This window comes from Psychrobacillus sp. NPDC096623 (assembly GCF_044762655.1).
GTDB lineage: Bacteria > Bacillota > Bacilli > Bacillales_A > Planococcaceae > Psychrobacillus.
The window spans coordinates 172,048-198,761 of sequence record NZ_JBIWER010000002.1 but is presented as its reverse complement, the minus strand read 5'-3'; the positions used below and the strand labels follow the sequence as shown (position 1 = coordinate 198,761).

The 26,714-nt window shown below is 36.9% G+C and carries 27 protein-coding genes and 1 pseudogene; 2 read left to right on the top strand and 26 right to left on the bottom strand.

Annotated features, from left to right (window positions below):
* Window positions 1–48: 48 nt before the first annotated feature.
* From ACIQX2_RS05680 to ACIQX2_RS05645, 8 genes and pseudogenes are all read right to left on the bottom strand, one after another.
* Window positions 49–798: an amino acid ABC transporter ATP-binding protein gene (locus tag ACIQX2_RS05680; protein ID WP_402847682.1), complete on the bottom strand. Its 750-nt coding sequence runs from the start codon at window positions 796–798 to the stop codon at window positions 49–51.
* 37 nt (window positions 799–835) lie between these two features.
* Window positions 836–1,492: an amino acid ABC transporter permease gene (locus tag ACIQX2_RS05675; protein ID WP_093061932.1), complete on the bottom strand. Its 657-nt coding sequence runs from the start codon at window positions 1,490–1,492 to the stop codon at window positions 836–838.
* A 42-nt stretch (window positions 1,493–1,534) separates the two neighbouring features.
* The gene (locus ACIQX2_RS05670; protein ID WP_402847681.1) at window positions 1,535–2,689 is read right to left on the bottom strand and encodes a saccharopine dehydrogenase family protein; all 1,155 of its coding nucleotides are present in this window, start codon (window positions 2,687–2,689) and stop codon (window positions 1,535–1,537) included.
* Between the two features lie 37 nt (window positions 2,690–2,726).
* Window positions 2,727–3,509, bottom strand: a complete 783-nt coding sequence (locus ACIQX2_RS05665) for a transporter substrate-binding domain-containing protein (protein ID WP_402847680.1) — start codon at window positions 3,507–3,509, stop codon at window positions 2,727–2,729.
* Window positions 3,510–3,908: 399 nt separating this feature from the next.
* Window positions 3,909–4,042 (bottom strand): annotated as a pseudogene (locus ACIQX2_RS05660) (PTS ascorbate transporter subunit IIC); the annotation flags it as partial.
* Window positions 4,043–4,073: 31 nt separating this feature from the next.
* Window positions 4,074–4,985, bottom strand: a complete 912-nt coding sequence (locus ACIQX2_RS05655; protein WP_402847679.1) for a glycine betaine ABC transporter substrate-binding protein — start codon at window positions 4,983–4,985, stop codon at window positions 4,074–4,076.
* Entirely contained in the window at window positions 4,982–5,839 is an 858-nt protein-coding gene (locus ACIQX2_RS05650) for an ABC transporter permease (RefSeq protein ID WP_402847678.1), read from the bottom strand. The genes ACIQX2_RS05655 and ACIQX2_RS05650 overlap by 4 nt, the downstream gene beginning before the upstream one ends.
* Window position 5,840: 1 nt before the next feature.
* A complete protein-coding gene (locus ACIQX2_RS05645; protein ID WP_402847677.1) occupies window positions 5,841–7,091 on the bottom strand; it encodes a quaternary amine ABC transporter ATP-binding protein in 1,251 nt (416 codons plus the stop codon).
* A 214-nt stretch (window positions 7,092–7,305) separates the two neighbouring features.
* Between ACIQX2_RS05645 and ACIQX2_RS05640 the strand changes: the two genes are divergently transcribed.
* Window positions 7,306–7,854: a GbsR/MarR family transcriptional regulator gene (locus tag ACIQX2_RS05640; protein ID WP_402847676.1), complete on the top strand. Its 549-nt coding sequence runs from the start codon at window positions 7,306–7,308 to the stop codon at window positions 7,852–7,854.
* Window positions 7,855–7,964: 110 nt separating this feature from the next.
* On the opposite strand, the gene phnE (ACIQX2_RS05635) is transcribed toward ACIQX2_RS05640, so the two are convergent.
* From phnE (ACIQX2_RS05635) to ACIQX2_RS05575, 13 genes are all read right to left on the bottom strand, one after another.
* Complete coding sequence (gene phnE, locus ACIQX2_RS05635) at window positions 7,965–8,822, bottom strand: phosphonate ABC transporter, permease protein PhnE (RefSeq protein ID WP_402847675.1); 858 nt, start codon at window positions 8,820–8,822, stop codon at window positions 7,965–7,967.
* A complete protein-coding gene (gene phnE, locus ACIQX2_RS05630; RefSeq protein ID WP_402847674.1) occupies window positions 8,822–9,610 on the bottom strand; it encodes a phosphonate ABC transporter, permease protein PhnE in 789 nt (262 codons plus the stop codon). Before phnE (ACIQX2_RS05630) ends, phnE (ACIQX2_RS05635) begins: the two co-directional genes overlap by 1 nt.
* Window positions 9,611–9,622: 12 nt before the next feature.
* Window positions 9,623–10,396, bottom strand: coding sequence for a phosphonate ABC transporter ATP-binding protein (gene phnC / locus ACIQX2_RS05625; RefSeq protein WP_402847673.1), 774 nt, complete (start codon window positions 10,394–10,396; stop codon window positions 9,623–9,625).
* A gap of 83 nt (window positions 10,397–10,479) precedes the next feature.
* Window positions 10,480–11,520 carry a PhnD/SsuA/transferrin family substrate-binding protein gene (locus ACIQX2_RS05620; protein ID WP_402847672.1) on the bottom strand — a complete coding sequence of 347 codons (1,041 nt, stop codon included), beginning with the start codon at window positions 11,518–11,520 and terminating at the stop codon, window positions 10,480–10,482.
* A gap of 197 nt (window positions 11,521–11,717) precedes the next feature.
* On the bottom strand, window positions 11,718–12,524 hold the full coding sequence (locus ACIQX2_RS05615; RefSeq protein WP_402847671.1) for a PHP domain-containing protein: 807 nt from the start codon (window positions 12,522–12,524) through the stop codon (window positions 11,718–11,720).
* Window positions 12,514–13,236, bottom strand: a complete 723-nt coding sequence (phnL, locus tag ACIQX2_RS05610) for a phosphonate C-P lyase system protein PhnL (protein ID WP_402847670.1) — start codon at window positions 13,234–13,236, stop codon at window positions 12,514–12,516. The genes ACIQX2_RS05615 and phnL overlap by 11 nt, the downstream gene beginning before the upstream one ends.
* A gap of 20 nt (window positions 13,237–13,256) precedes the next feature.
* Complete coding sequence (gene phnM / locus ACIQX2_RS05605; RefSeq protein WP_402847669.1) at window positions 13,257–14,438, bottom strand: phosphonate metabolism protein PhnM; 1,182 nt, start codon at window positions 14,436–14,438, stop codon at window positions 13,257–13,259.
* 13 nt (window positions 14,439–14,451) lie between these two features.
* Entirely contained in the window at window positions 14,452–15,291 is an 840-nt protein-coding gene (locus ACIQX2_RS05600) for an ATP-binding cassette domain-containing protein (RefSeq protein ID WP_402847668.1), read from the bottom strand.
* Window positions 15,284–16,150: an alpha-D-ribose 1-methylphosphonate 5-phosphate C-P-lyase PhnJ gene (locus ACIQX2_RS05595; protein ID WP_402847667.1), complete on the bottom strand. Its 867-nt coding sequence runs from the start codon at window positions 16,148–16,150 to the stop codon at window positions 15,284–15,286. Before ACIQX2_RS05595 ends, ACIQX2_RS05600 begins: the two co-directional genes overlap by 8 nt.
* Entirely contained in the window at window positions 16,140–17,255 is a 1,116-nt protein-coding gene (locus tag ACIQX2_RS05590; RefSeq protein ID WP_402847666.1) for a carbon-phosphorus lyase complex subunit PhnI, read from the bottom strand. The genes ACIQX2_RS05595 and ACIQX2_RS05590 overlap by 11 nt, the downstream gene beginning before the upstream one ends.
* Window positions 17,255–17,851, bottom strand: a complete 597-nt coding sequence (gene phnH, locus ACIQX2_RS05585) for a phosphonate C-P lyase system protein PhnH (RefSeq protein ID WP_402847665.1) — start codon at window positions 17,849–17,851, stop codon at window positions 17,255–17,257. Before phnH ends, ACIQX2_RS05590 begins: the two co-directional genes overlap by 1 nt.
* 81 nt (window positions 17,852–17,932) lie before the next feature.
* Window positions 17,933–18,355, bottom strand: a complete 423-nt coding sequence (gene phnG / locus ACIQX2_RS05580) for a phosphonate C-P lyase system protein PhnG (RefSeq protein WP_402847664.1) — start codon at window positions 18,353–18,355, stop codon at window positions 17,933–17,935.
* A gap of 796 nt (window positions 18,356–19,151) precedes the next feature.
* Window positions 19,152–19,877: a GntR family transcriptional regulator gene (locus ACIQX2_RS05575; protein WP_402847663.1), complete on the bottom strand. Its 726-nt coding sequence runs from the start codon at window positions 19,875–19,877 to the stop codon at window positions 19,152–19,154.
* 311 nt (window positions 19,878–20,188) lie between these two features.
* Here ACIQX2_RS05575 and ACIQX2_RS05570 point away from each other — a divergent pair, with 311 nt between their 5' ends.
* The gene (locus ACIQX2_RS05570) at window positions 20,189–21,058 is read left to right on the top strand and encodes a YsnF/AvaK domain-containing protein (protein ID WP_402847662.1); all 870 of its coding nucleotides are present in this window, start codon (window positions 20,189–20,191) and stop codon (window positions 21,056–21,058) included.
* Window positions 21,059–21,209: 151 nt separating this feature from the next.
* Here ACIQX2_RS05570 and ACIQX2_RS05565 read toward each other — a convergent pair whose 3' ends face one another.
* The 5 genes from ACIQX2_RS05565 to ACIQX2_RS05545 all read right to left on the bottom strand — a co-directional run bounded on the left by ACIQX2_RS05565 (window position 21,210) and on the right by ACIQX2_RS05545 (window position 26,137).
* The gene (locus tag ACIQX2_RS05565; protein WP_402847661.1) at window positions 21,210–21,995 is read right to left on the bottom strand and encodes an ABC transporter permease subunit; all 786 of its coding nucleotides are present in this window, start codon (window positions 21,993–21,995) and stop codon (window positions 21,210–21,212) included.
* Window positions 21,988–22,878 (bottom strand): ABC transporter ATP-binding protein, encoded by an 891-nt coding sequence (locus tag ACIQX2_RS05560; protein WP_402849089.1) that lies wholly within the window; start codon window positions 22,876–22,878, stop codon window positions 21,988–21,990. The genes ACIQX2_RS05565 and ACIQX2_RS05560 overlap by 8 nt, the downstream gene beginning before the upstream one ends.
* Window positions 22,879–22,880: 2 nt before the next feature.
* Window positions 22,881–23,804 (bottom strand): ABC transporter ATP-binding protein, encoded by a 924-nt coding sequence (locus ACIQX2_RS05555; RefSeq protein WP_402847660.1) that lies wholly within the window; start codon window positions 23,802–23,804, stop codon window positions 22,881–22,883.
* Window positions 23,805–24,331: 527 nt separating this feature from the next.
* A complete protein-coding gene (locus tag ACIQX2_RS05550) occupies window positions 24,332–24,943 on the bottom strand; it encodes a hypothetical protein (RefSeq protein ID WP_402847659.1) in 612 nt (203 codons plus the stop codon).
* A gap of 9 nt (window positions 24,944–24,952) precedes the next feature.
* On the bottom strand, window positions 24,953–26,137 hold the full coding sequence (locus ACIQX2_RS05545; RefSeq protein ID WP_402847658.1) for an Alp7A family actin-like protein: 1,185 nt from the start codon (window positions 26,135–26,137) through the stop codon (window positions 24,953–24,955).
* Window positions 26,138–26,714: the final 577 nt, after the last annotated feature.

Sequence of the window (26,714 nt, the reverse complement as noted above, 5' to 3'; positions counted from 1 at the left end):
AGCAGGTGTAGAAAAAGTTACGGTTTTCTACTCCTGCTTCAATGTTTTTTATTCTACTATCGACAAGAATTGTCTGGTTCTCTCTTCTTTTGGGTTAAGGAAGATTTCTTCCGATGTTCCTTGTTCCACTATTACTCCTTTATCCATAAAAATGACTCGATCCGCAACATCTTTTGCAAAACTCATTTCATGTGTCACGATGATCATCGTCATTCCTTCTCGCGCTAAATCTTTTATAACCTGTAAAACTTCTTTCACCAGCTCTGGATCTAATGCAGAAGTAGGCTCATCATAGAGCATCACCATTGGATTTAATGCTAACGACCGTGCAATCGCTACTCTTTGCTGCTGTCCGCCTGACAACTGAGCAGGGTAGTAATCACATCTGTCTCCAAGGCCAACTTTTGTAAGAAGTGCCTTCGCTAATATTCTAGCTTCTTCTATTTTGGTTCCATGTATTATTATTGGTCCTTCCATAACATTTTCAATGGCAGTTTTATGGGGAAATAAATTGAACGATTGAAATACGAACCCGGTTCTCTTCCTTAGTTCTCTTATTTCTTTTTTTCGTTTACGATTGGCTTTGCTACCTGAATCTACTTGGAAGTCACCAATACGAATATTACCTTCCGTTGGCTCTTCTAAGAAATTCAAACAGCGTAATAGGGTTGATTTCCCAGAGCCGCTTGGTCCCATAACTACAACCACTTCACTTTTAGCAATCGTTAAATCAATGCCTTGTAATACCTCATTCGTTCCAAAGCTTTTTTTCAAATTATTAATTTGAATGATACTCATGGACATCTCCTATCATTCGTATTTAAAATGTTACACTTTATCGAACCAAGTATTTTGATGTACGAACTTCTAATTTATCTAAAATGGTTGTGAAGAACGTTATTAAAATCCAATAAATAGCCGCTGCTAGTAAATAGATTGTGAGTGGTTCAAATGTTTTTGCAATGATTAAACTCGACATTTGCAGTAATTCGGTTACGGTTATAACGGAAACAAGGGAGGTATCTTTGATAAGTACAATAAATGTGTTTGATAAGGTGGGAATAGCTATTCGAAGACTCTGCGGGAGAATAATTCTCCTAAGTGCTTGTGAATACGTCATTCCCATTGATAGTGATGCTTCCATTTGACCATTGTCCACAGCAAGTATAGATGCCCGAAAGGATTCGGATAAGTAAGCACCAGCATTTAAGCTTAACGCCACTACACCTGAAGATATCGGGTCTAGAGAAATACCGATCTGCGGTAAACCGTAGTAAATAACAAAAATCTGAACAAGAAGAGGAGTTCCACGAATAATCGAAACATACGCTGTCGCAATTTCGTTTAATATTCTTAATTTTATTATTCTTACAATCGCAGCGAAAAATCCAATAACGAGAGCAATTACAATAGATATCGCAGCCAATAATATAGTCATTAGAGTTGCCTTAAGTAAGGATGGCAATGAATCAATAATTATCGTAACATCCATACATCAACCTCCTTTCCGACGAATTACAGGTTGATACTCCACTTATAGTATAATTTCTTCTTTAAAATCAATTTGAACTCCTAGATTGTTTAACTCCTCCATGAATGGTTGGAACCTTTCATTAACGATTAAGCTCTCTATCGGTACAACACCTGTCTCTATAACTTTTTTACAAGCAATCCATTTCGCCATGATTGCTGCAGGAATGGCCGTAGTTTTAGCCATAGACGTGATTTTTCGTTCATGATCGTATAAATCAACCATTTCCCATGTAAATTTGGTTGATATACCATCCTTTATTCCACTAACTTCTACTCTAAGCACTGTTACATCTTCATGGGATGCACCAAGCATTTTAGGTGCCAAAATTCGTTCTGCAAATGCTCGCGGCGTTATTGTAGCTCCTGCTACTGTAACAGGATTATTATCGAGAAACCCTAGTTCTCCTAAAACATTCATCTTGCCCCAATGTCCAGGGTACCTAACAGTTTTTTCGTATAGGTTTTTCACTCTATCTTTTAGAATATAAGCAGTGCTATGCGCATCTGTAATAACAGCTTCACAGTTACCTACAGGCTGAGGAAATGTCATCTTTTCTAATCCTGATAAAGGAGCTAATTCTACAAGCTCCCCATTTTCAACTGCAATAGCTGGTTTTGTATAAAGACCCAGCACACTTTCTAGTCGAAAAACGACTTGATACCACAATGGGGGTACTGGATGTCTCGGAATTCCCCCACAAATCATAATCGCTTCTTCTGCTTCTTCTAGCATCTCAATTCCTTGAGCTGCCAAAAAGTTCGTTATTCCAGGAGCTACTCCACAGCCTGGAACGATAATTACACCTGCATCCCTAGCTGCTTCATGTAATTCTACTTTTTCTTTGAACATAGACCCTACTAAATCTACCAAATGACATTTGGATTCTATCGCCGCTTTTATAGCAACCAGACTTAAAGAATGAGGAAGACAAGCGACCACCACATCGATACCATTCAACACATCAGCTATATCTTCTTTTGTTTCTAATGAAGCAACTTTCCCAATAACTTTTGGACTATTGGAGATTTCTAAACACTTATCAATGCTTTCATGTCTCACATCCACAGCTGTGATTAAGTCTATTTCAGTAAATTTAGCAAGTTCACTTACGACCGTGGTTCCAATCATCCCGGTACCTAAAACAACTACATGCACGTTTTTCCCTCCCTACTCTATGTCTATACTATTTGCTCTACTTTTCAACAGGATCTGATCCAAACCACTTTTTGTAAATTTCTTTATAAGTTCCGTCCTCTTTCATCTCACTTAAAGCCTCATTTACCTTCTCAACAAAGTCTTCGTTACCTTTATTAACTGCCATTCCGATTTCATCAACTTTGAGAATATCACTTGCAACTTTTATCGGCAGATTATTTTCTTTGATGTTATAGCTTACTAACAGTTGGTCATTAATAATGACATCTAATCTTTCATTTTTAAGATCTTCTAGATAATCGCTAAATGCTTTATATAATTTAACGTCTGCACCTTCCACACTGTTAGCGATTTCTTCAAAGGTAGTTCCACCACCAACACCAACTTTTTTACCTTTAATATCTTCCAGTTTACTAATATCATTTGTTTCCTCACGAGTGATTAACACCGAGCCTGTAATAACATATGGATCAGTGAAATCTACACTTTTTTTCCTTTCCTCAGTTACAGTCATCTGTCCAATAATAATATCGAATTTATCTGCCTTTAATCCGCCTATCAAACCTTCCCATTTTGATGTTATAAAGTTGGCTTTAACGCCTAATCTTTTCGCAATTTCATTTGAAATATCTACATCAAAACCTGTTAATTCACCATTGTCATCTAAGTAGTTAAATGGTGGATACGTACCCTCAAATGCAACATTCAGCACTTCCGATTTTTCCATACGATCTAGTACCTTTCCTCCTCCAAACCCACAACCTGCAACAATACTCATGACAATAAAAGTAATAATGGTCAAAACTACATTCTTCTTCAATGATTGTCCCCCTTTATCATGTAAAACATTGAGAAGTCGCCCAAATAAATTTGTTAAACTATCTCCCTTTCAAACAATGTATTCTATAGGACTGGCTTTTATTATCAGATAATCTAATAAACTTACATCCCAAGTTATTGAAAAGGTAGTACATGTAAATCAAGAAACAAACAAAACCCCGTAGAAACAAGTATTATTCGTTCCTACGGGGTTTTGTTGAATGAATGCAGAATATAATATAGCCTAATATTTAACCAATTAAATGAGATTTTAAACAGGATTAGAACCTTATACTAATGGCTACTCCATATCACAGACAAAACAGCCATGGAATATTATCGTCCATGGCTGTATTACTTTTAATTTAAATTTTAGGTAGATATATAAGGCTAACTATTATTAATTAAAAAGATTAATAATATAGCCAATGATAATCCTACTACACCGAAATCAGAGTCTCTAAACGTAGTGCCTTCAAATCCTAGCGAACCTAGAACAGGTAGCAACATCGCAGGTAGGAAACTGATTAACAAGTTCACTCGCTCTAGGGGGTTCGTTTGTTGATTATTCTTTTAAATCTTCAATAGACGTAATGTCCATATATGCCGGTACAACTAAGCCAATTTTCACACCTGTCATGCTTGTACCAAGGTCTTCAAATTTACCTTCGAATTTTTCTGCATACGTAGCATGTGTTAATGGTAACCAACCAGCAAGAGATGCGTCGGCACTACCGTCGGCAATGGCTGTCCACATTGGACCAGCTTCCACTTGAAGCATAGTTACGTCATAGCCAAGGTCTGTTAATACGATGCTCATAACGTTTGTGCTGGCAATTTCACTATCCCATGCAACATATGCTAGTTTGATTTTGTCACCGTCGACTTTTTCAATACCATCTGTCCATGCGGCAACTTTCTCAGGATTTGCATCTATCCAAGTTTGCGCAGCTACTTCTGGTTTTTCGCCATCTTTGATAGCAATCATCACTTCACCCATATCATCCTCTGTCCAGTTGAAATTAGAAAGGACTTGATGAGCTTCTGGCATGTCTTCTTGTAATCCAGTACGACCAATTGTGTGAATTTCTTCTTCCCCACCATATGAACCTTTTGGATCTTCAAGATATTTCAAATCATATTCAGCAAATTTCCAGTGAGGAGTCCATCCAGTTATAACGATTGACTCTTCAGCATCATATGCTTTCTTTAGAGAAGCTGTCATTGCAGCACTTGAACCACTTACAAGATCCCACTCATCTAATTCGTAGTCTGTAATAGCACGTTCTGTTGCTTCCATAATTCCAGCTCCAGGATCGATACCAGTAATTTTGTAGTCAAGTGACTCCCCTACTGAACTCGAACCTGAGTCTGTAGATTTTGAATCATTTTTCTCTTCTGTGTCACCACATGCTGCTAACCCAAGTGAAAGTAATGCAACTGCTCCTAGACCTGTTAATTTTTTTGCTAATGTCATAGTGTATTTCCCCCTAATTTTTTCTTTCTATATCCAGCGTATTGTGTGATTCTATCCAAAATAATCGCTACGATTACTATAGATAGTCCGGTTTCTACGCCAACTCCTGTTTTCAATTGAGTAACGGACCGGTAAACCTCTTCACCAAGTCCTGGCGCACCTACCATCGAAGCGATTACTACCATGGATAGTGCTAACATAATACTTTGGTTCACTCCAGCCATAATTGTAGGTTTAGCTAGTGGGATTTGTGTTTTAAACAAACGTTGCCACGTTGTTGCACCAAATGCTTCTGTTGCTTCTATTAAATCCTTTGGCACTTGCTGAATGCCTAACATCGTTAAACGAATTGTTGGAGGCATTGCGAAGATAACTGATGCTACAACTCCGGGTACGACCCCAATGTTGAAAAAGAAGATCGCTGGTATTAAATATACGAAAGCTGGCATTGTTTGCATTAAATCCAATATGGGATTTACGACCTTTCGAACACCTGCTTTTTGTGAACTAAGGATCCCTATAGGAATACCTATCACTAAAGCGAAGATGACTGAAGTCAATACAAGCGTTAACATTTGAAGCATCGGGTACCAATACCCTAAATAATCGATGAATAAAAGGCCTATCAATGAAAAGAAGGCAATCTTTCTCGTAGAAATAATCCCTGCTATTAAAGCGAAGATGAAAGCAAGTAATATAGAAGGAACTAAATCCAATATATCTACTGAGCCTTCTACTACTCCTTCTAGTACATTAGCGAATCCGTCTAAGCCTGTCCCAAATGTATCTACTAGCCAATCAACACCAGTATCAATCCAATCGGCAAAAGGTAGGCGAGGTAATAGTTCATCCATCTTAAACCACCTCCATAGGTTGTTCTGTGGAATCCATCGTTCCATCTTTGTTTATAAACTCATTATCACCGGATAATGCACCTATAAGGGCACCGCGAATAATAATTCCTTGTAGCTTTTGTTCTTCATTAATAACTGCAACAGGAATGCTTGCTGTTGAAACTACATCAAATAATTCTGTGAGAACCGTATCTGGAGAGACCATCGGAAGATCAGAAATAATCACATCGTTCAGTGACTTCTCTGATTCAATTGCTTCTACAGTATCCTGTGCTGTTACAGCTCCTAATAAGCGATTTGCGTTATCTACTACATATATAGAAGAAATACCTAAATGTTTCATTAGACGAAGTGCTACACGAGGACCTCGATCAACCTTTACCGTGTCAGCCTTTTTCATGATATGACCAGCAGTTAGTACTTTTGATAAGTCGACGTCTTCCACAAATCGTTCTACGTATTCGTTGGATGGGCTCATCAGAATTTCTTCAGGTGATCCTATTTGAACAATTTCTCCATCTTTCATCAGTGCTATCCGGTCACCAATACGAAGTGCCTCATCTAAATCATGTGTGATGAAAATAATCGTTTTTTGCATATCGTGATGAAGCTGAAGTAACTCATTTTGCATATCTTTTCGAATAAGCGGATCTAATGCACTAAACGCTTCATCCATAAGTAATATATCTGGATTATTTGCTAGAGCTCTAGCAAGTCCAACACGCTGTTGCATACCCCCACTTAGTTGTTTCGGGTACTGATCCTCATACCCTGCAAGACCAACAAGCCTTAATGATTCTATTGCTTTTTCGTTACGTTCTTTCTTAGAAACCCCTTGAATTTCTAAGCCATACTCAGTATTTTCCACGATTGTTTTATGTGGGAAGAGGGCAAAGTTTTGAAATACCATTCCTATTTTCTTCCGTCTTACTTCACGAAGCTGTTCTTTATTCATCTGAACAATATCCTTACCGTCCAGTAAAATTTGTCCCATTGTTGGATCTATCAATCTATTAAGCAGTCTAACTAATGTAGATTTACCACTGCCTGATAAACCCATTATGACGAAAATTTCACCTTCATTGACATCAAAGGATACTTGTTTCACACCAACCGTTGCACCGGTTGCTTTTAAAATTTCACCTTTTGATTTGCCATCTTTCAGCATCTGTATAGCACGGCCGCTACTTTTACCAAAAATCTTAGTAGCATCTTTTACTACTATTTTTTTATTTATGTATTCCTCACTCATATCTTCACTCCTTACCGTCCGAAAAACCCGAACCCAATTTATTATAGATGTAACTCTATAAAATTTCAACAGTTCAAACCATATTAATTGTTTGTACGGTAAAAACTGTTCAAAAAATATTTAAAAAAATTGCTTTTTGGGTATAGATATAATACATTTAAATTTAGTTAGCTGGATTATGTGAACAAAGCTAATTTCAGTGGAGGGAACGTATATGGACGACCATGAAAAAATAGATAAAGCACGAGAAAGAATTATCGAAACTATTGCCCAGAATATACATTTATACGGTTTGGTACCTTCTGCAGGTAGACAATTCGGCACAATGTTTTTTCAAAATGAACCATTAACATTAGATGATATGACAGAAAAATTAGGCATGAGTAAAACAAGCATGAGCACTTCTGTCCGAGCACTGTCCGAACTAAAATTGGTTGAGCGTGCATGGAAAAAAGGAGTTCGAAAAGATTTATATAAAGTAACAGACGATTGGCATCAAAGCTTTATCGATCTGTTTTCTATTAAATGGCAGAGATCAGTCACACTGCATTCGGTAGCAATTAAAAAATCACTCGCTGAACTTGAGGAACTTTTGAAAGACCCCGCCCTTAGTGAGGAATTACGTGAAGTAGTTCAAATAGATATCGATAAGCTGAAGTATATGAAAGACTACTACAACTGGCTTGAACGTGTCATAGATGCATTTGAGGACCAACGAATATTCGATTTGGTTCCAAAACGTACAGAGGATTCTAAAGATTAACCCATAAAAATAAGCACAACAATAAAACCCCAAGTAGAGGCACTTTTTAAAGCGCCCACTATTTGGGGTTTTTGTGACTCTGTGCGAGAAACGAACATGAGATTTTTGTGTTATTTAGTTGACGTAGCAGGGAAATAACGTCTTTTTAACCTAGTAGATGTTAATTCTAAGACTATTGCAAGGATCAAGATCATGTAGGTAATTAATCCGACCTCTCGCATATCAAAGTAGAATCCAGAAGCCATGAACAATTCGAATCCGATACCACCTGCACCTGCTGCTGCTCCCATTGCGACAGCTACAGAGAAATTAATTTCAAATCGTAGGAATGTCCAAGATAGTAAATAAGTGAAAGTCGAAGGTAAGACAGCATGGGATACGATATGCCACCAGTTTGCACCAGTTGCAGTAAGTGCCTCCAATATCCCCTTATCTACTTCTTCAAAAGCCTCTGAAAATGCTTTTACTAAATAAGCAATAGAGTGAAACAGCATACCAAGAACGGCAGCTTCACTTCCTAGCCCTGCTGCGATCGCAAAGATTAATACCCATAGAACAGTTGGCACTGCACGCACAAAGGCTACTAGAATTCGTACTGTCTTCGATAACCATTTGTTCGATAAATTTGTTGCTGCCATCAATGCTAAGAAAAAGGCAACCACTGCTCCTAGAATCGTCGAAAGAAATGCTAATCCGAGCGTAATGCCGATTTGATAAACAGCCTCTCCCCATGTGAAATGACTCAAAGCAGGTTCGAGGAACATCGTTTTCAAATTATATGCTGTTTCTGGAATTGCCTTTGTTAAATCCAAGCCCGAATAGTTAAACGAAATAAAAGCTATGATTGTTAGTGCAATCAGTACAAGCACTGTCCCTTTCATCACGCGTTCTACTTTGTTACCCGATTTTATCGAAATTCGACCGTTTGATTTTTTTCTGATGTATATCGATGTGGTTGTTGCTTCCATTATAGAATCACCTTCCGTATATGGTTTGAAATTAGTTCTAGCACAATAACGGAAATGACGATACTAAGCGTAACAAGCGCCACCGCATGATAGTTAAGGGTTTTATAATAGAGGTCAAATGAGTATCCAATTCCCGTACCAGTTAAGATACCAACTAGTGTGGCACTTCGGATATTTGTCTCAATCATAAACAAAAGCCAACTGATCATTTGAGGCAAACACTGGGGAATAACAGCTTTGTAGACAATTTGAAAGTAGGTAGCTCCCGTCGCTCTCAAGGCCTCCACTGCGCTTTGGCTAGCTTCATCGATAGATTCAATAAATGCTCTTGTTAAGAAGCCAAGCGAACCAACAAATAAAGCTAAGTACCCTGTCACTGAATTCTGACCAAAGGAAAGTAACAATATTAATGCCCAAGCAACGACTGGAATATTTCTTGCTACAGATGCGATAAAACGAGCAAATGCACCAAGCATATTATTAGTTCCAGTTGTTTTAGAACCCATTAATCCTAAAAAGAGGGAAAAAACCGTTGCAGTAGTGGTAGCTGCTATAGACATAAGAATTGTTTCCGCTAATTTTTCCAGTATTTTCGGCAGTCTTTCTAGCGTTTCTTGAGTAATAAAGAGATTGGAGACTATCCAAGTAAAAGCATTTGGTAACGTAGCAATTCCATGAATGATATTAAAGTTCGTAATATCTGATGATAAGTATGTCAGGACGATTATAATCGCAGCAAAAATAATCGTTTGCCATTTCCGTTGGTTTCGCATTACTTTTTCATTCACTTTGATTGCTCCTTACACAGTAACTAACTGTCTTTTTTCTACCGTTTTTGTGCCATAAATTAGATCCGTACTGTCTGTAGATAATCTATAGCTTGGGCCATCAAAGAGGATGCCACCTTTACTTAGACCAATAATACGATCAGAATAGCTTCGAGCAATTTCCACTTGATGCAAATTCACTATGCATGTAATATTAAGCTCCATCGTAATTGACTTTAAATAATCCATGATTACTTTTGAAGCATTCGGATCAAGAGAAGCAATTGGTTCATCACAAAGAACAATTTTCGGCTCTTGGATGAGCGCGCGAGCAATCCCTACACGTTGCTGCTGACCACCACTTAGCTGATCACATCGTTTGTAAGCATGCTCTTCAATTCCTAGTTTTTTTAAAAGGTAAAAGGCCTGTTCCTTTTCATCTTCTGTATATTTCCCTAATATTCCTTGAAGGGTTGTTTTATATCCAAATCTACCATGTAACACGTTCTCGATAACAGATAAGCGTGGTACAAGATTATAATGTTGAAAAATCATGCCAATGTTTGTACGCATTTTACGCAGTTCCTTTTTGTTCAAACTACATACGTTATAGCCATCAAAAATTACTTTGCCTTCGTCGATTTCCACCATTCGATTTATACAGCGTAAAAGGGTTGACTTGCCAGCCCCGGAGGGTCCAATAATTGAAACAAATTCTCCTGCTTCTACTTCAAAGCTAACATCGTTAAGAACTTTCGTATCCGCATTATATGACTTCCCTAATTTCTCCACTTCAAGTAAGGACATCTATCTAAACTCCTTTAGCTAATTTGATGAATAAGAGCATGCATTTATTTGTATGCATACTCTTATCTTGGACGCATGCTTTACTATTTTGAAAGTTCACGAATTGGGTCAAACCAAGCGTCTTTTACTTCAGCGAATCTTTCATTTCCTGACTTAGAGAATAATCCACCCTCTTCTGAATCCTCTGGAACAAAGATTTTTTCATTGTTTGCAATTTCATCAGAAGTAAATAATTCTTTTAATTTGTCATAATCCTCTTGGCCTAAAGCTTCTAGGTTCGCTGCAAATGGTGCGTTTAATACTGGTGTAACAGACATTAGTATAAATTCTTTTCCAGTTACTGTGTTAAAAGGCTCTGCTGCATCGTCTTTTACTTTATAAATTGATCCTACTTTGTTTGCATCACCTTCTGCTACATCTACGTAGTTTTCTACACAAGTATCACAGAAAGCTGCAACCTCTGAATTATTGCTTAAAAGATTTACAGCTGATCCTTGATGAGAGTTACCGAATAATACTTGAGAGAAAAGTGGGCCACCTTCCATCAAGTCTTCTGCTACTAAATCTTCAAATCCTGATTTTTCTACATAGTGAGAAATAATGGATGATGTTGGAACCACAAACCCTGATGTTGAACTATTTGATACGAATGAAATATTTTTTTGTTCTAATGTATCTAATGAAAATTCTCCGTCTACTTTAAAATCTTCTTGTGCATCTACATTTACAGCTAACCAGCTGTGGTACAATGCATCATCTAATGTACCTGATTCACCTGTTGGTACAACTAATGGTTGAATAGCATCGTTTCCATTTTTAGCTTCGATATAGCCTTGTGCTCCCATGAAAGCAAGATCAGCGTTGTTATTTATTAATGTTTCAATGGCAATTGCATAATCAGTAGTTAACTGATGTTCCACTGTTTTTCCAGTAGTTTCTTCAATTACTCGTCCAATTTCATCACGTGAAGACTTCATATCTGATCCAGATTCATTTGGATACCAAGCGATTTTTATCACGTCGTCCACTTCTGCATCTTTCGCTCCAGCAGTTCCTTCAGAACACGCAGATAACAATACAGCAACTACTAAAACCAGACTGATGATAGACCAATTTTTCTTCATTAATAATTCTCCTTTTCGCTAAATAAAATGGTAGTGCATGTACTTACAAACCTGATTGTACTTTTATATTGAAACATAAATTATTTTCCAATTGTGTAAATTTACAGTATCTTCGTAGACTATTAACCTTCTTTACAACTATATAAATGGCTCTGTTATTATTTGTTGGTGATTACAGTCTGTCAAAACGAGATAAATTAACTGATCCCTTCAAATAAAGGACTTACAATATCTCCAATTTCAATAGTAGCTCCATATGACCCGTGAAAATCCGTGCCACCTGTCATCACCAATCCATGTTTTTCAGCCAAAACTTCTACCCTTTGATAATCCTCAGCTGTGTGATCTGGATGGTTTCTTTCAATTCCACCTAAGCCAACCTCCACTAGCTCAGATATCAATTCATAGGTATCCAGCTGACCAGGATGTGCGACAACCGCAATACCCCCATCTGCGACAATGGCTTGTACTGCCTCAAATACATCAATATATTGAATATCGCCTGCGGCAACCCCATTACCTTTAAATAAGCTTTTATATAGCTCTTTATATATTGGAGATGTGTAGGCAGCATCCGTTAAATAATGCATAATATGTTGTTTGTAAATTGTCTCTGACGGCTTGGCAGATTCCTTTATCGTCGCTATATCTAGTTCATATCCCGCAGCTCTTATTTGGTCTATTTGCCAAAGCGTATGTTCCTGCCTTCGTTTTAACAATGGATTACAAATAGTTTGGATATGGATTGCTTTAGGATGATAGTTATATCCAAGCACATGTACTTTACGGTTTCTTTTAAAGTCAAAGGCGGAGATTTCGATACCAGGTATGACTACAATTCCGTATTTTTCACCAAGTTCAAGAACTTCAGGAAGTCCCTTCACAGTATCGTGGTCAACAAAACTAATATGTGTGACACCTCGCTGGCTAGCTAGTTGCATCACAGTTTCCGCATGCTCTGAACCGTCTGAGTAGCGGCTATGGACATGTAAATCAGCTTTCATTGGCAATCGTCTCTTTTACAACGGTTAGCTGTCTTGATTGCATATCGTAAACCTTGTCACAAAGCCCTTCCATGAATTCAATATCATGAAATATGCCAACCAGGGTTGTGCCTCTATTTTTCAGCTTTTCAATTATTTCACGGACTTTTACTTTAGATTGTTGGTCTAGACTTGCAGTTGGTTCATCTAGCAATAGTAATCGCGGATTTTTCACAGTGGCCATCGCGATGTTTAAACGCAACTTTTCTCCACCGGAAAATGTATTAGGATAGCTATCCCATAGTTTTGGATCCATCTCGAAATGTGTTAATGCCTTTTCTGCCTCCATAAGAGCTTCTTCTTCAGTTTCTCCCATTTCCAATAATGCATTAATGACGAGCTGGCGGCAGGTTGTCCGAGGCATAACGTTCAAAAATTGGGATACATAGCCAATCTCATATTGGCGTAAATATAGCATTTGTCTTTCCGGTATTGTTGCCAAATCAATTTGTCCAAAACGTGCTGAGTTATAAAAAATATTGCCGGTATCCGGTAAATAGGAGCGGTAAATACTCTTCAATATCGTCGATTTACCACTGCCACTTTTCCCAACAATACCAATGAATTCTCCTGCATCTAAAGAGAAATTGATATGTTCAATTGCTGGCATTGTTTTCCCCAGGTGATGAATCGTGAATCGTTTGCCAAAATCCTTGATTTCTAGCATTGTCATTTCATTACCTCCCTGATTTACTATTTAATCCGGTAATGCGTCGTCGTTATTAATGCTCCGTTTACCATCGTTGTAGTTAGCATCGGATACCCATCTTCCATTCGTTCAATTACTAAAATGTCTGCTTTCTTCCCAGCTTTTATCGAGCCTATCTCATCGTCCATTTTTACTGCTTTAGCAGGATTTAACGAGACCATCATGAACATTTTGTGTAAATCATTCCCGTGCTTCTCATGCAAATCAAAGATAGCGTGTAGTAATGCTGCTGGATAATAATCACTACAAAGAATATCTACACAGTCGTTTGCAATGGCTTCAGCTGCCGAAAGATTCCCTGAGTGGGATCCGCCAAGCAGCACATTCGGAGCACCCGCAATTGTATATAGCCCGATTTCCTTTGCTTTTTTTGCTACTTCAAGAGTAATAGGAAATTCACTAATTGTTGTACCAAAGGATTTTACTAACTCTAGTTTTTGAATTTCGTCATCGTCATGTGATGCGACTGCAATACCTTTTGAAATAGCGATATCTGCTACTTCCTTTATTTTTTCGATTGTTAAAAACTCTGTACTTTGTCGTTCTGCAATTAACACATTGACATCATCATCTGAAATGTCCCGGTAACCTTTTAATGTTTCACGATAGACTTCTAGGTTTCGATACTGACCTTGCCCTGGTGTATGGTCCATAAATGACAACAAATGAACTTTGCCATCTTCCATATTTTTTACAAGTGTGTCTATTTCATCTACATTGTCTATTTCAAAACGTGCATGCATGCGGTGACGGATCAAATGCAATTCACTGTGCGTTGCGTCAATTGCATCTACCATACGCTGAATGTTATTAGGATTTCGCATCGGTTTATGGGTGAAGATATCCTCTCGGTAAAATGAAAGAGAATGAAACATCGTCGTAATTCCGTGGCTGATCAATATTTTCTCTGCTTCACGTAAACTAATATTAAAATCCATCATACTAGTGGGTCTTGGCGACGCTATTGTCTCAATATAATCCGAATGGATATCTATAAATCCAGGAGATATGTATCCTCCTCTTGCATTGATAAGCTGTGCATCTGTATATGTGGACACCGCTTCTTGTGGAATAATTGCTTGAATTATTTCACCTTCAACTACAACCGCATAACCCTCCATTATTGCTTCTTCTGTTATGATTTTCCCATTATGAATAATGTACAAAGTCACCGCTCCTCTATAATAGTGAGTAAACTAATTGCTGCGTGTACTCATGCTGTGGGTCTTCTAAAACTTGATCGGTTAAACCTTCTTCAATTACTTTTCCGTTCAATAGCACGATGGTACGATCTGCAAGCATACGTATTACTCCTAAATCATGCGAAACAACAATCATACTAATTCCTAAATCTCGTTGGATTTTTTTTATTAAATCCAATACGTTTGCTTGTACAGATAGATCCAATCCGGTAGTTACTTCATCTAAAAAAAGGATAGGAGGATTATTCGATAATGCCTTTGCAATTTGAACCCTCTGCTGCATCCCACCGGAAAAGTTTTTCGGTTCTTCTTTCATGCGATGTAAAGGTATATGCACACTATTCAACAGTTTTTTACTGGTAGCTTCCATATCAGCAACATTGCGATTCCCTGCCGCAATTAACTTCTCGGCGATATTACCTACAGAAGAGAAGTTCATTTTTAAACCGTGGACCGGGTTTTGATAAACCATTCCATATACATGATTTCGGATAGAGCGCTTTTGTTGGGAGGATAATTCAAAAACATTTTGCCCCGCTAATATAGGATCGTTAATATATGCTTCCCCCGAAGAGACATCTGTATCGAAGTATAAGCATTGCATCATAGTAGATTTGCCGCTTCCACTTTCCCCAACGATTCCTAAAATTTCTCCTGGATACAAATCGAACGAAATATCCTGGCATGCATAAACTGTCCCACAACTCTTACAAAAGTTTTTCTCCAGATTTCCATCATTAAGTTCCGAGCATTCTTTACATCCTGTTCCAAATTGCTTTCGTAAGTTCCTTACTTGCAGTATTGGCTCCTCATGCATAGCTAGTTTGCACCTCAGCTTTCTCGTTCTTATTCAACTGATCCATACAGAAACTTGTGTCGTTGCATTGGTGAATGGTTTTTCCTGTTTGTTGATCTATTAATTCATCCAAAAAGATATCTGTTGAACCACATAAGTGACACTTGAGACCCTCAAAGGACTCCACAGTGAATGGATAGTCCTCAAAAGCTAGAGACTCCACATTCGTATAAGGTGGTACTGCATATATTTTCTTTTCTCGCCCTGCCCCGAGTAATATTAAAGACTCCGATTGATGCATTTTATTGTTATCAAATCTAGGAATTGGGCTTGGTGCCATCACATATCGTCCATTTACGTAAACCGGATGATCCGCAAATGTTGCCGTCTTGCCGTATTTCATAATTTGCTCAAATAACATTAGCCATACACCGCTATAATCATCTTCTGAATGCATTCTTTTCGTCATATATTCTCTTTCTTCTACTCCGCGAAGTGGTTCTGGCATCGGCACTTGTAACACGATAATCTGCTCATTTGTTAAGGGAACCTCTGGTATACGGTGCCTCGATTGAATAATAGTTGCTTCTGAGGTTTGCTCTGTTAGCTCAACATTCGTCGTTTCATGAACTAATTTTTTTATACTTACTGCATTTACAGATTCATCTGCACCTTGGTCAATTACCTTCAGCACATCTGACTTGCCAATGATGGAGAGGGTGATTTGCAATCCACCTGTACCCCACCCACGTGCAATAGGCATTTCTCTGGATGCAAATGGCACTTGATATCCTGGAATTGCTACAGCTTTCATGATTGCACGGCGAATTTCTTTTTTAGATCCCTCATCGAAAAATGCAAAATGTGTATTAGCTTTCAACTGTAGGCACCCCTTTCTTCACTTGACGGATACTATCCAATTTTGACTGGAACGTCACATAATGTGGTAATTTTAAATGGGATATAAACCCTGTCGATTCTACAGAATCTATATGCAATAGCACAAACTCTTCATCATGTGTTGGAAAATCAGATTCTGGGTGCTCCAGACATTGGTCTAAAATGCTCATAGCAATGGCCTTCGTTTCATTTTGCCCATAGCAAATGCCATAGCCAATTTCAAGTTCCAGTTCATATTCGTTATTTTCATTTTTCACAGTTGTCGGAACAAAGGATTCTACTTCGGTTACTTTGATTTCACCAATATAAAATTCGTCCTCATCACTTTGATCCATCTCATTTGGGTGCTGCACATAAATGGGAACAGACCCTACTCGCACTTCTCCCACAGTCGGATGAACTTGCCCGTATCCTCTAAGTGAAGCATAGCCTAAAGAAGTAACTGCGCCCGTTTGTCCTCTCGTTAGAACTTGAAGTCTTTCGCTACGAGTTGTTGGAAATTGTAGACTTTTCTTTGTAACATCAATTGGAGAGGTGTTATCTGCCTCATATGTTTCAAAAATTCCTTCTTCCCGCAAGTAATCTACTACTTTAGGAAAATACTTTACTTCATCGAAAGCTTCAATTTGTTTTAATTGATCGTGATAATTTTGTAGCCAATCTAGGTTATTTTCTAGATTTTCTTTTATTAATTCAAAATCAAGTAATCGATGTGTGTAATCATACGTTGCTCCTAATAATTGTCCACCTGGGATATCCTTAAAACTTGCCGAAATACGACGTTCTACAAGCATCTTTTCAGATTCAACTGTTTGACTGTAATAGGGACGCGGCAAAGTAGAACGATGAGCTCTCATAAGAAATACTGCTTCTTCCATACTTCCTTCCGCTTGCTTGATCGCAAGTGCTGCTAAGTATGGCGAATACAAGCTACTTTCCGACATAACCTGATCAACCATCCCGCGCATAGTCGACATAATTGTTTTTATTTCAATTATTTCTTGACCCTTTAAACGTTCATACTTTATTCGTTGAATAGATGCATCAATTGCCTGCGTGCCACCTTTTACCGGAACGTATCCCATTAGCTCACCTCCATGAGGCTAATAGAAGTTGTTCGAGGAACACAGACTACTTGTGCGTTCTCGTCAGTGAAGATCAAATCAATACCTAGTGGATATTCCTTCGTTTTTTCATTTCTTGCCTGCCACATCAATTGATCAAAGCTTGTATGCAACTGGGAAGTGTGCTTAATTCCAGGTCCTGTTAAAGTCAATTCACCTTCATTAGATAATGGAGCACTTTCAATAATCCATGTTGATGACAGCTGAGGATCAATGAGCGTGCCATTTTTACAACTTTGAATAGCAATTTTTATAGCGGTCTTTGTATCTTCACGCAGTACAATGACAAAGTCTGCTACGTCAATTGGTGCATATTTTGCAGAAGTATATTCTGAAATTTTTTCAATTAGTTCCTGTTGATCCTCTGAAAGAATATGAAATGTAGTTTCTGCATCAAAAAAAGTCATAGCACTTAAAATAGTTGCGTCGTAACAAGGTAGATTCATATCTACGCGCTCTGCTATATCAGTCAGTGACGAAATGGTGCCGGGTCTAGACATACAGTGTAATATTTTTCTGTAAACTGCCTGCAAATCATGAACTTGATCAATCGCCATACTATCTCTCCTATTTGTTATTTCAAATATGCCTCTGCGCATTTGCTTCCGCTTCACTTTGTTCAGCTCCGCAGAATAAAGTTAAATTTCCATCGTTTCAAAATTAACTTTTGTCTCAAAAAGCTCTGCTTGCTTTTTCGCTCGTTCTTTTGTAATTTGGTTTTCTGCTTCTATTAAATAGGTTTCCCATGTGTTGGTTTCAGGTAATTCTGCTTTATATGCAGCATCGATAATCGCTAAATGTTGCGCAAGCTCATCTTTCATGCCGACAACAATTCCTATACCAATACGATTATTAATCTCTACTTTTGCTTCTGTTATAAGGACTTCTCCTATATAAAATAGAGATTTTTTTGCTGTTTCTCGCATTTTAATCATCGTCAATCCGTATTGAGGAGCCATAATTTCTCTACATTCATAAGTATCCACAATGGATTCTGCAAACTTTCGCGCCAAATGGATATCACCTTGAATGAGAATTTTGGTTCTTCTTCTTCTTTTCATATGTAAGAATCCTCCTTTGCAAATTCATCTTAACTTGTCGCCAAGTGCATGTGTTTTAAGGTATCGTAAATGTTTGTAAATGTTCTTAATAAACGACGAGCTGAAGCAGTTTATTGTAAAAACTAATCTACTAAATAAAAAAACGGGAAAAGACATGCCCGGTCCTTTAAGGTCAAAACCTGTTTCTTCGTTTTCGAAGGGCTTTGAACAGACTTTTTGCTATATTATTTCCGTGTGAATTTTTTGGGATGCTGGTCGGTTGTGACGACCGTCACAACCAACCAGCATCCCTTTTTTCGGTAATCTTATGTCGTTTGTCTATCCGTCGCCCTCCTACAACTCTCAGAAACAGGTAAGTACGTTTTTGGATAACTAGAGAAAAGTTACTTTCCTATTCATAGAGGAAGACCCCGAAGATACAATTTCGGTCGCTATTCGCTACTTTATTTAGTAACTACTTACTATTTTTCTTTATGTCCCCTAGATAAAAGAAAATCTACTTTCTTCATCCTTCATTACAGAATAGTATCCTTGATTCGACAGACGGTTTATCACTATATCAACTATAGGTATGAAGGCTAAGTGCGCCACATCGTGTGGCAACGCCTTCATGACCAACATCCTGTTGGCCCGAGGCTGAGGCAACGCCCGCGAAAAGCGTCCACCTGAAGCGGAAATCAGTAGTATTATTCATTCTTCAAAGTGCCATGAACCCATTGTTCACGTGCATTTTTATATACTTTCTTTGAAAAAAAAAAACAGATAGAGGACAATATCGTCCTTTACCTGTTTTCATTTAATCCATTGATATATCATATTTAAACTTATCACTTCGATAGAGTATTTTTGTATGTTCTAGTACTTTATTGGAAGCGACATCTATGCAATCATTTTCAACCACAATGAGTGGAACCATGCTTTTACATGATAGCAATTGTTGTTCATCTGAGGTCGGAAATGTAATACTTAGCAAGCTTTGTTTACTCGAAAACTTTTTATAGCCCAATTCTCGATAGTAAGCAAACATGGACTCGATCTTTGGTCCATCTTCTATAATTTGCGGAAACATCTTTTTACTAACAAAGGAATAATGAATTGCTATTGGTTCTTCATTTATATAGCGGATTCTCCCCACTTTATATACGTCTTCCTCTTCTTCGATATTTAAACTATTATAAATTTGTTCATTATAAGCGATTTTTTCACAAACAATATTCTCTGTTTTTAACTTATACCCTGCTTGCTTCATCTTATCCGTGAAACTTGTTTTTCCGGTTAGGTGTAATTGAATTTGCATTGACTTTTCTTTTAAGTATCTGCCTTTTCCTTGCTTAGAATATATGTATCCTCGTTCTTCTAATTTCGTAAGTGCATTTCTAACTGTCATTCGAGGGACTTTATACTTTTTTGCGAGCTCATTTTCAGAAGGAAGTTTCTTCCCATGTTCAATTGACCTTGAAACTATTCGTTGCATAATGTCATCTATTATTTGCGTTTCCATATCTAATGATATAAGAATCATCTCCCGATTTCTTAATTACTTATCATTATACTTAAAATCTTACCCCTGTGTCAGAAGCTAAATAAGCTAAGATGTTTTTTAATACTAACGTCATTAACACATCCAATTATTGGCATTGATTCATTTTATGAATAACTAGAATAAATCCTTCAAACCCGCATTCTAAAAGGAAAAACAAGTTTTTTTTAGTTTAGAAATTTATAGATAGTCATAGCTAGATTGAAGTTGCTTTTGTTTAGTTTAAAAAACGAGCGGGTATCTATTAAAACATGAACGATATTAATACTTGATATTTTAGGAGGAGATTATTAATGGCAGACAAAAAATATGTTGGATCTTTTAGAACAGAGCAGGAAGTACTGAACAAGATTAATGAGTTGAAACTAGAAGGTTATGTAGAAAATGATATATATGTAGTGACTAACGATAAAGATTCACTTTCGATTGTTCGCGGTCATACAGACGTCGACTTATCTACAGTGGATGGAAATTGGCTAGACAAGTTCATAGCTTTCATGAGTGGTGATGAGCCAGTTCGAGCGGCATTTCTGAATATGGGATTTACAGATGAAGAAGCAGATCGATACTACGGTGAAGTAAAAAGTGGCAGTATCCTCCTTTATGTAGATAAAGATTACGGAACTATTTACGACGGGAAGGATAGAGATTTAGGAACAACACTAACAAGTACCAATTTCTCTACAACAGATACCTTGAATGATGACCATACGCAAGAAGAACGTATGCGACTTCATGAGGAACGATTGTCTATCGACAAAGAACAGAAACTAGCTGGTGAAGTGAACGTCGAGAAACACATTGTTGAAACACAAGAGAGGGTTGAAGTCCCAGTAGAGCACGAGGAAGTGTATATTGAAAGACGTGCAGTTGATGAGACTGCCGCAGGGAACATAGTAGACGATGGAGAAAAAATTCATATTCCTGTCATGGAAGAACGAGTAGAAGTGACAAAACGACCAGTAGTCAGTGAAGAAATCGTCGTAGGCAAGAGAAAAGTGACAGACACGGAACTTGTAAACGAGACTGTTCGTCGTGAAGAAGCAGATATCCATCGTACGGATGATGTAGCAAACTACAATGAGAACAAGGCACTAGATAATGATCCACTCGAAGAAAATCGATTGGACAATGACCCTTTGAATAAACGTGATAGATTATAATTATTAAATTCCAATAGATCAATAACCCCAACTATTTAATGGTTGGGGTTTTGTATACTGAGATTTATAGTGTTTTCAATTTTTTAGTAACAAATAGCAAAGAACGAGCTCACGAATTTTAATTCGAATGCTCGTTTTTGATTTGTGAAGATTAAAGCGGAAGGTCTTTTCGTTTGAATACTTCTAGACTCGCTATATATAGGACAATGCCAAGTCCTAAAAGAATGATCAGCTTCCACCAATAGTTTTCTCCTTCTAGAATAGCAGTTGTATCAAATAATGCGTTAATTGTGAAGTAGCTAAGTACATTAAGACTATCGTCAACTGAACTTAGTAACTGAAATAAGAAAAAGGCAATGGGAATACCAGCGCCAAAAGCAAGGGAGTTTTTCGATAAGTTACAATAGCTTGAGAAAAAGAACGAAATACCGCTAATAGCAAACATTAATAAAAATAAACCAACATTCAGCATTATTAAATCAGCAACTACAATATCCATGTCAGAATGGAACACTTGTAATGTAATAAAACCAGCAGTTGTTTCAATACAAAACATCACAACTAAGGCTACAATTAAGTAAGAAGCCTGTGTAACAATAATTGTTGATCGTTTCGTTGGTGTTGACAATAAGTATGCCATGGAGCCGCGATCAACTTGTGAGGCAATTAAACTATTCGATGTCATAATGATATAAATAATTGGAAAAATGACACCATGAATCGAATAAAATGTTGACGCAAGCATACTTAGTAACGTCGTTTGTCCAAGTAATCCTGCTAGTGCTGTACCCTCTACTAAATGACTAACCTCCGTTAATGTACTATCATCAAATACAGCGACCATGACTACTTGCAATAAAGTTAAAACAATAGTGAAAATTAGCCAAAGCTTTGCATTTGCGCGTAAGGTTTGTTTAAAAATCGTGCTATTAATCATGGTATTTCCCTCCTGTATATAGGTGATAAAAATGCTCTTGAAGCGTATGTTTTTGTTCTGTTATGTTATCGAATTGATACGTTGATAAAATAGCTAAAAAATGATTTAATGAATTTTTTTCAATATTTACAGAAACAGTTGAATTACTAATAGCCACCAAATCTAACTCTTCTTGTATAAAACGAGTACGTTCCTGCTCATTGCTAAACTCGATGATAAATTGTTGATTTATATTTAAAGTAATCTGTGAGACAGGAGTGATCGTAACTATCTTACCCTCCTTAATCATCGCCACTTTATCACAAGTTTCTTCGATTTCTTCGAACATATGGCTAGACATAAAAATCGTTTTACCTTTAGCTTTTTCTTCTTTGATAATTCGTATAAATTCCGCCCGCATTAAAGGGTCAAGTCCCGTTGTAGGCTCATCCAAAATTAGAATAGGTGAATTGGCCATTAGTGCTACAACAATGGCGGTTTTTTGTTTCATTCCCTTTGACATACGTTTAATATTTGCTGATGGATCGAGCTGGAGCCTGTTAATCAATTCGTTTGCGTAGTTTAAATCCGTTATTTGTAACAGTTCTGCTTGTTGATGAATGAAATCCCAACCATTTGATACATCAGGAAAGGCAATTTCACCCGGTACATACCCAATCCACTTCTTAATCTCTGCAGCATCTTGCCACGCATCAAGGGTATTTATTTTCACTGTTCCAGTAGTTGGTTTTAAAAACCCCATTAAATGACGAATCGTCGTTGTTTTACCCGCTCCATTTGTGCCGACAAATCCTAATGCTTCACCTGATTCAATAGAAAGGTTGATATTGAAAATACCTCTATTGTCTCCATAATCTTTTGTTACATCGTGTAATTCAATCATTGTCAAGGCAACTCCCCTCCTACACGCCGATCGTAAAATTTCATGAAATGTTTCTCTAAACTAAAAGGTACTTCGGTGAAGCTTAAGATAGGGATGGCAGCTAATAGTTTGATGAGCTGTAATAAATTACTTGGATAACAACCAATTTGAAGTTCAAATTCGCGTTCATTTTTATTGATCAGATGGCACTCTGCAATCGATTCAATCCTCTCCACAAGCTGCGTATAATCCTTCGCGTTTTTAGCTGTCACATGAAAGACCTTTTCTGTCATTTTTAATAGTTCTTGTTTGTTGAATGAAGACATCAAATGTCCATCTTTAATAATCGAAATTTCATCACAAGTAGCATCTACTTCAGTAAAAATATGACTTGAAAGTAAAATCGTTTTGCCACGCTTTTTTTCTTCTCTCACGAAATCGATAAAGCGTTGCTGCATAATTGGGTCCAAACCACTTGTCGGTTCATCAAGTACGAGAACATCTGGATCATGCATGAATGCCGTCACAATCGCTAATTTTCTTTTCATCCCAAGTGACATACGTTTTACCTTCCCCGAAGCATTGAGTTCAAAGAAATCTATTAGTTTTTTACAATGTGTATCATCTTTTACTTTTCTTAAATCCATCATCATTCGAATGAATTGTTCACCTGTTAAATGTTCAGGTAATGCTACTTCTCCAGGTAAATAGCCGAGGTTTTCTTGGATAGTACTAGCATTTTTCCAACTATCTAGATGATTTACTGTTATGATACCTTGTTGCAGTTTTGAAAATCCCATAATATGACGAATGGCAGTCGTTTTACCCGCCCCATTTGGCCCCAAAAAGCCATATACAGTGCCTTTTTCAACATTAAATGAAATATCAAAAATCCCCCGTCCATTTCCATAATCCTTTGTGACATGTTGTAATGAAATCATCGTCATCTTCTCACTCCTTCTATCTTTAAGGAATTTAGTTGTTTTCTGCAATAATATCATCATAACTAGCATTTTTATACAATTCATTTCTGAACACACTGTTGATTTGGGATATTTTTTTAAAGGCCCCATAGGAGCTTTTGGGATACTTCCCTCTACTGAATAATCAAAAACAAACCACTGCTTTTAATAGAGCTGTGGTCTGGTAGAATTATATCCTATTCTATAACTTCCGTATTTGTTTCATCTGATTAAGATGGCTTTTCAATAATTTGCTTTACCCAAAATGTTCTTCATCATTTCCCCTCCAATTAATAAACATTGTGTTGTTTAACAATATTCAATATAAAAGAAAAGATGACTAAATGCTATCAGCAAAAGATAGTGAAACGTTGAATAATCAACATAATCTGTGGATATGTCGATTATTTTTTATGATAAAATACAAAATCCCCTGGAATGAATTGTCACTGGTTCCAGGGGATTTTGATTTCTTTATTTGATTAGAATTATTACTACACATTATTCTATTCCTATTTATTCATTCTTGAAAGAAAATCTCCAAGTAAATCATCTAAGCTTTCAGTTTCGACATGCTGTTCGGAATCTTCTTCCGTTGCAACATGCTCTTGTTTTGCTTGTTCCCAGTCAAAGTTCATCAAATCATCTTCAAGTTCATCTGTTGGAAGTTCTGATTGAATGCCCTTTGGTTCAGTCGAAAAATTAATATTAGAAGTAAACTCATGTTCTACTTTTTCCGTCGGCTCAGGTTGTAAATATAGGGCTTGGTCAATATCTAAGGCATTACTGTTAAGAGAGGCAAGAATAGACATTGCACGAACTGGATCTGACAACAAATGGTATACAATATTTCCTAACATAGCCTCGGAGTGTGCGTGTTTGAGCCAGTTACGCTGTTCTTTGCTTAACTGTTTCGGCATAGGAATAGTGATAGTTTCTCTATCCTTAGATAAGGAAGTACTTACCCCCTCCAAAACAAACTCCGCTATTTTGCTAGAAAAGTTTCTTCTCTCAGTCTCTTTTAACTTTTGCATTTGCTTTAAAATGTGATCAGGAGTGTCAGAAGGCAGACGAAAAGTAATTGCTTGACCCCTTTGGATACCAGAGTTCCTCGATTTTTCCATAAAATCACCCTATTTTTCTACTTTTTGTTTCGTTGCTTCATTGCTTTTTATATCCTTCTTATTCTTTCTAACAAAATCAGAGATTAATTTGTAGTAAGCATTTGCCATCATCCAAATACTTTCCTTCTCATCTTCAAAGAATTCGATATTATAGCCATTTAGGTTATTGTTTAGTGTTTTAATATATTCTTTTAATACAATCGCACCGCCACCTACAAAATAGCAGATTTCTGTTTGCGAATTTTTTTGCCAAACATTACGCAAATGGCGATATTCTTTTTTCGCTAAGTCTAAAAGAATTCGATCTGTAATATCGTGAACGCTTGTACGGCTACCATTGACCATAATATGATTTCTGTCATTTTTTCTGGTGATGATATCTACAACATCTCTCCGACTATCTAATTCCACACCATGTTTTAATCTAATTTCTTCTCTAATGGATTCTAGTGCTTCAGAAACACCTAAATTGAATCCCTGTGCTTTATCGTCATCTACATTACGATTCTTAATGACCGCAACATCAGTTGATAAGCCACCAATATCTTGTATAAGGATACTTTTGTCTACTAAATCTCTATTAATAATGTTTAAATCGTTATCCATTACTAAGTTAATATATGCTGCAAATCCTTCAGGATATATTTTAACTTCATCAAACTTAATATTCACTTTTAACCCTTGGTATTTAGGCGTTACTAAAAACTCTACTTGGTGAACTGATCCTAATAGCTGCGAGCGATAGCCTACATCTTTTCCTTCTTTTACTTCTCGAAGTGGCAGACCAGTTCCTAGTGTATAGTTTGCATCAATTACATTATTGTTCTTTTTAAAAGCTTCTGCGTTTTCTCCTCTAACTGCATCTAAAGCTAAAGTAGCAAATAACATAACTAATGTTTGATCTTCCTCTGATTTGTTGCTGCCAGGGTCTAATTCAGTTGCATTATCACTTTTTGTTGCTAAGCTTCCAACACGGTAAATTACATTATTTTCGTTTAGGGCAGGGGAGTGCACTTTAATATGAATTCCTTCAATTGGATCCTTATCATTCAGTTCCTCTATACCTATTACCGGTCTATCCTCTGTTGATACTGCTATGACATTTGGAATATTTAGTTCATAATCTAACTTGCCAAATAAAGCTTTGACTGAGTCATTTCCTACATCGATTGCGCAAATTCTTGAAGTGTTCATCAAATCATCCCTTCAACTATATGTTTTACCCTTTAAAGATTATCTTACTGGCAAAGCTCGGTCAATCCACCAAAAGTTGTATTCAAATTGTACACATTCCCTCTAACTTCGTACACAAATAATATAATTTCGTATACTTGTTTACACTCTTGTACACATGCCTATAAATCAATATGTACACATATTTGTATACACGTACACTAAATTGTACACATTATGTTTTCTTTTTGTATACTTGTATACGTTTTTGAATACACTGAATTTTATTGTGAAAATAAAAAAATTATATAAGTTTTATAATTGCTTATTCTCCAACAGTCCTATTAAAAATTCTAATAACTATAACTTTATAAAAGGATATTAATATTGTTTTAATTACCTATTTCTTATTTTAAGCCATTAAAGAGGCTTTCAAGGCTTTTAAACTGACTAAGACTTTCTGGTATTGAGAATTAAAGATGATTAACTTAGAATGGCTTATTTAAAGTCAAATTAGCAGGGGAAAAGCTTAATACTATTATTGTTTAGAAAAAAGTAGTTTACTTAAATCAAAATTTAATAAATAAAAAATCCAAAC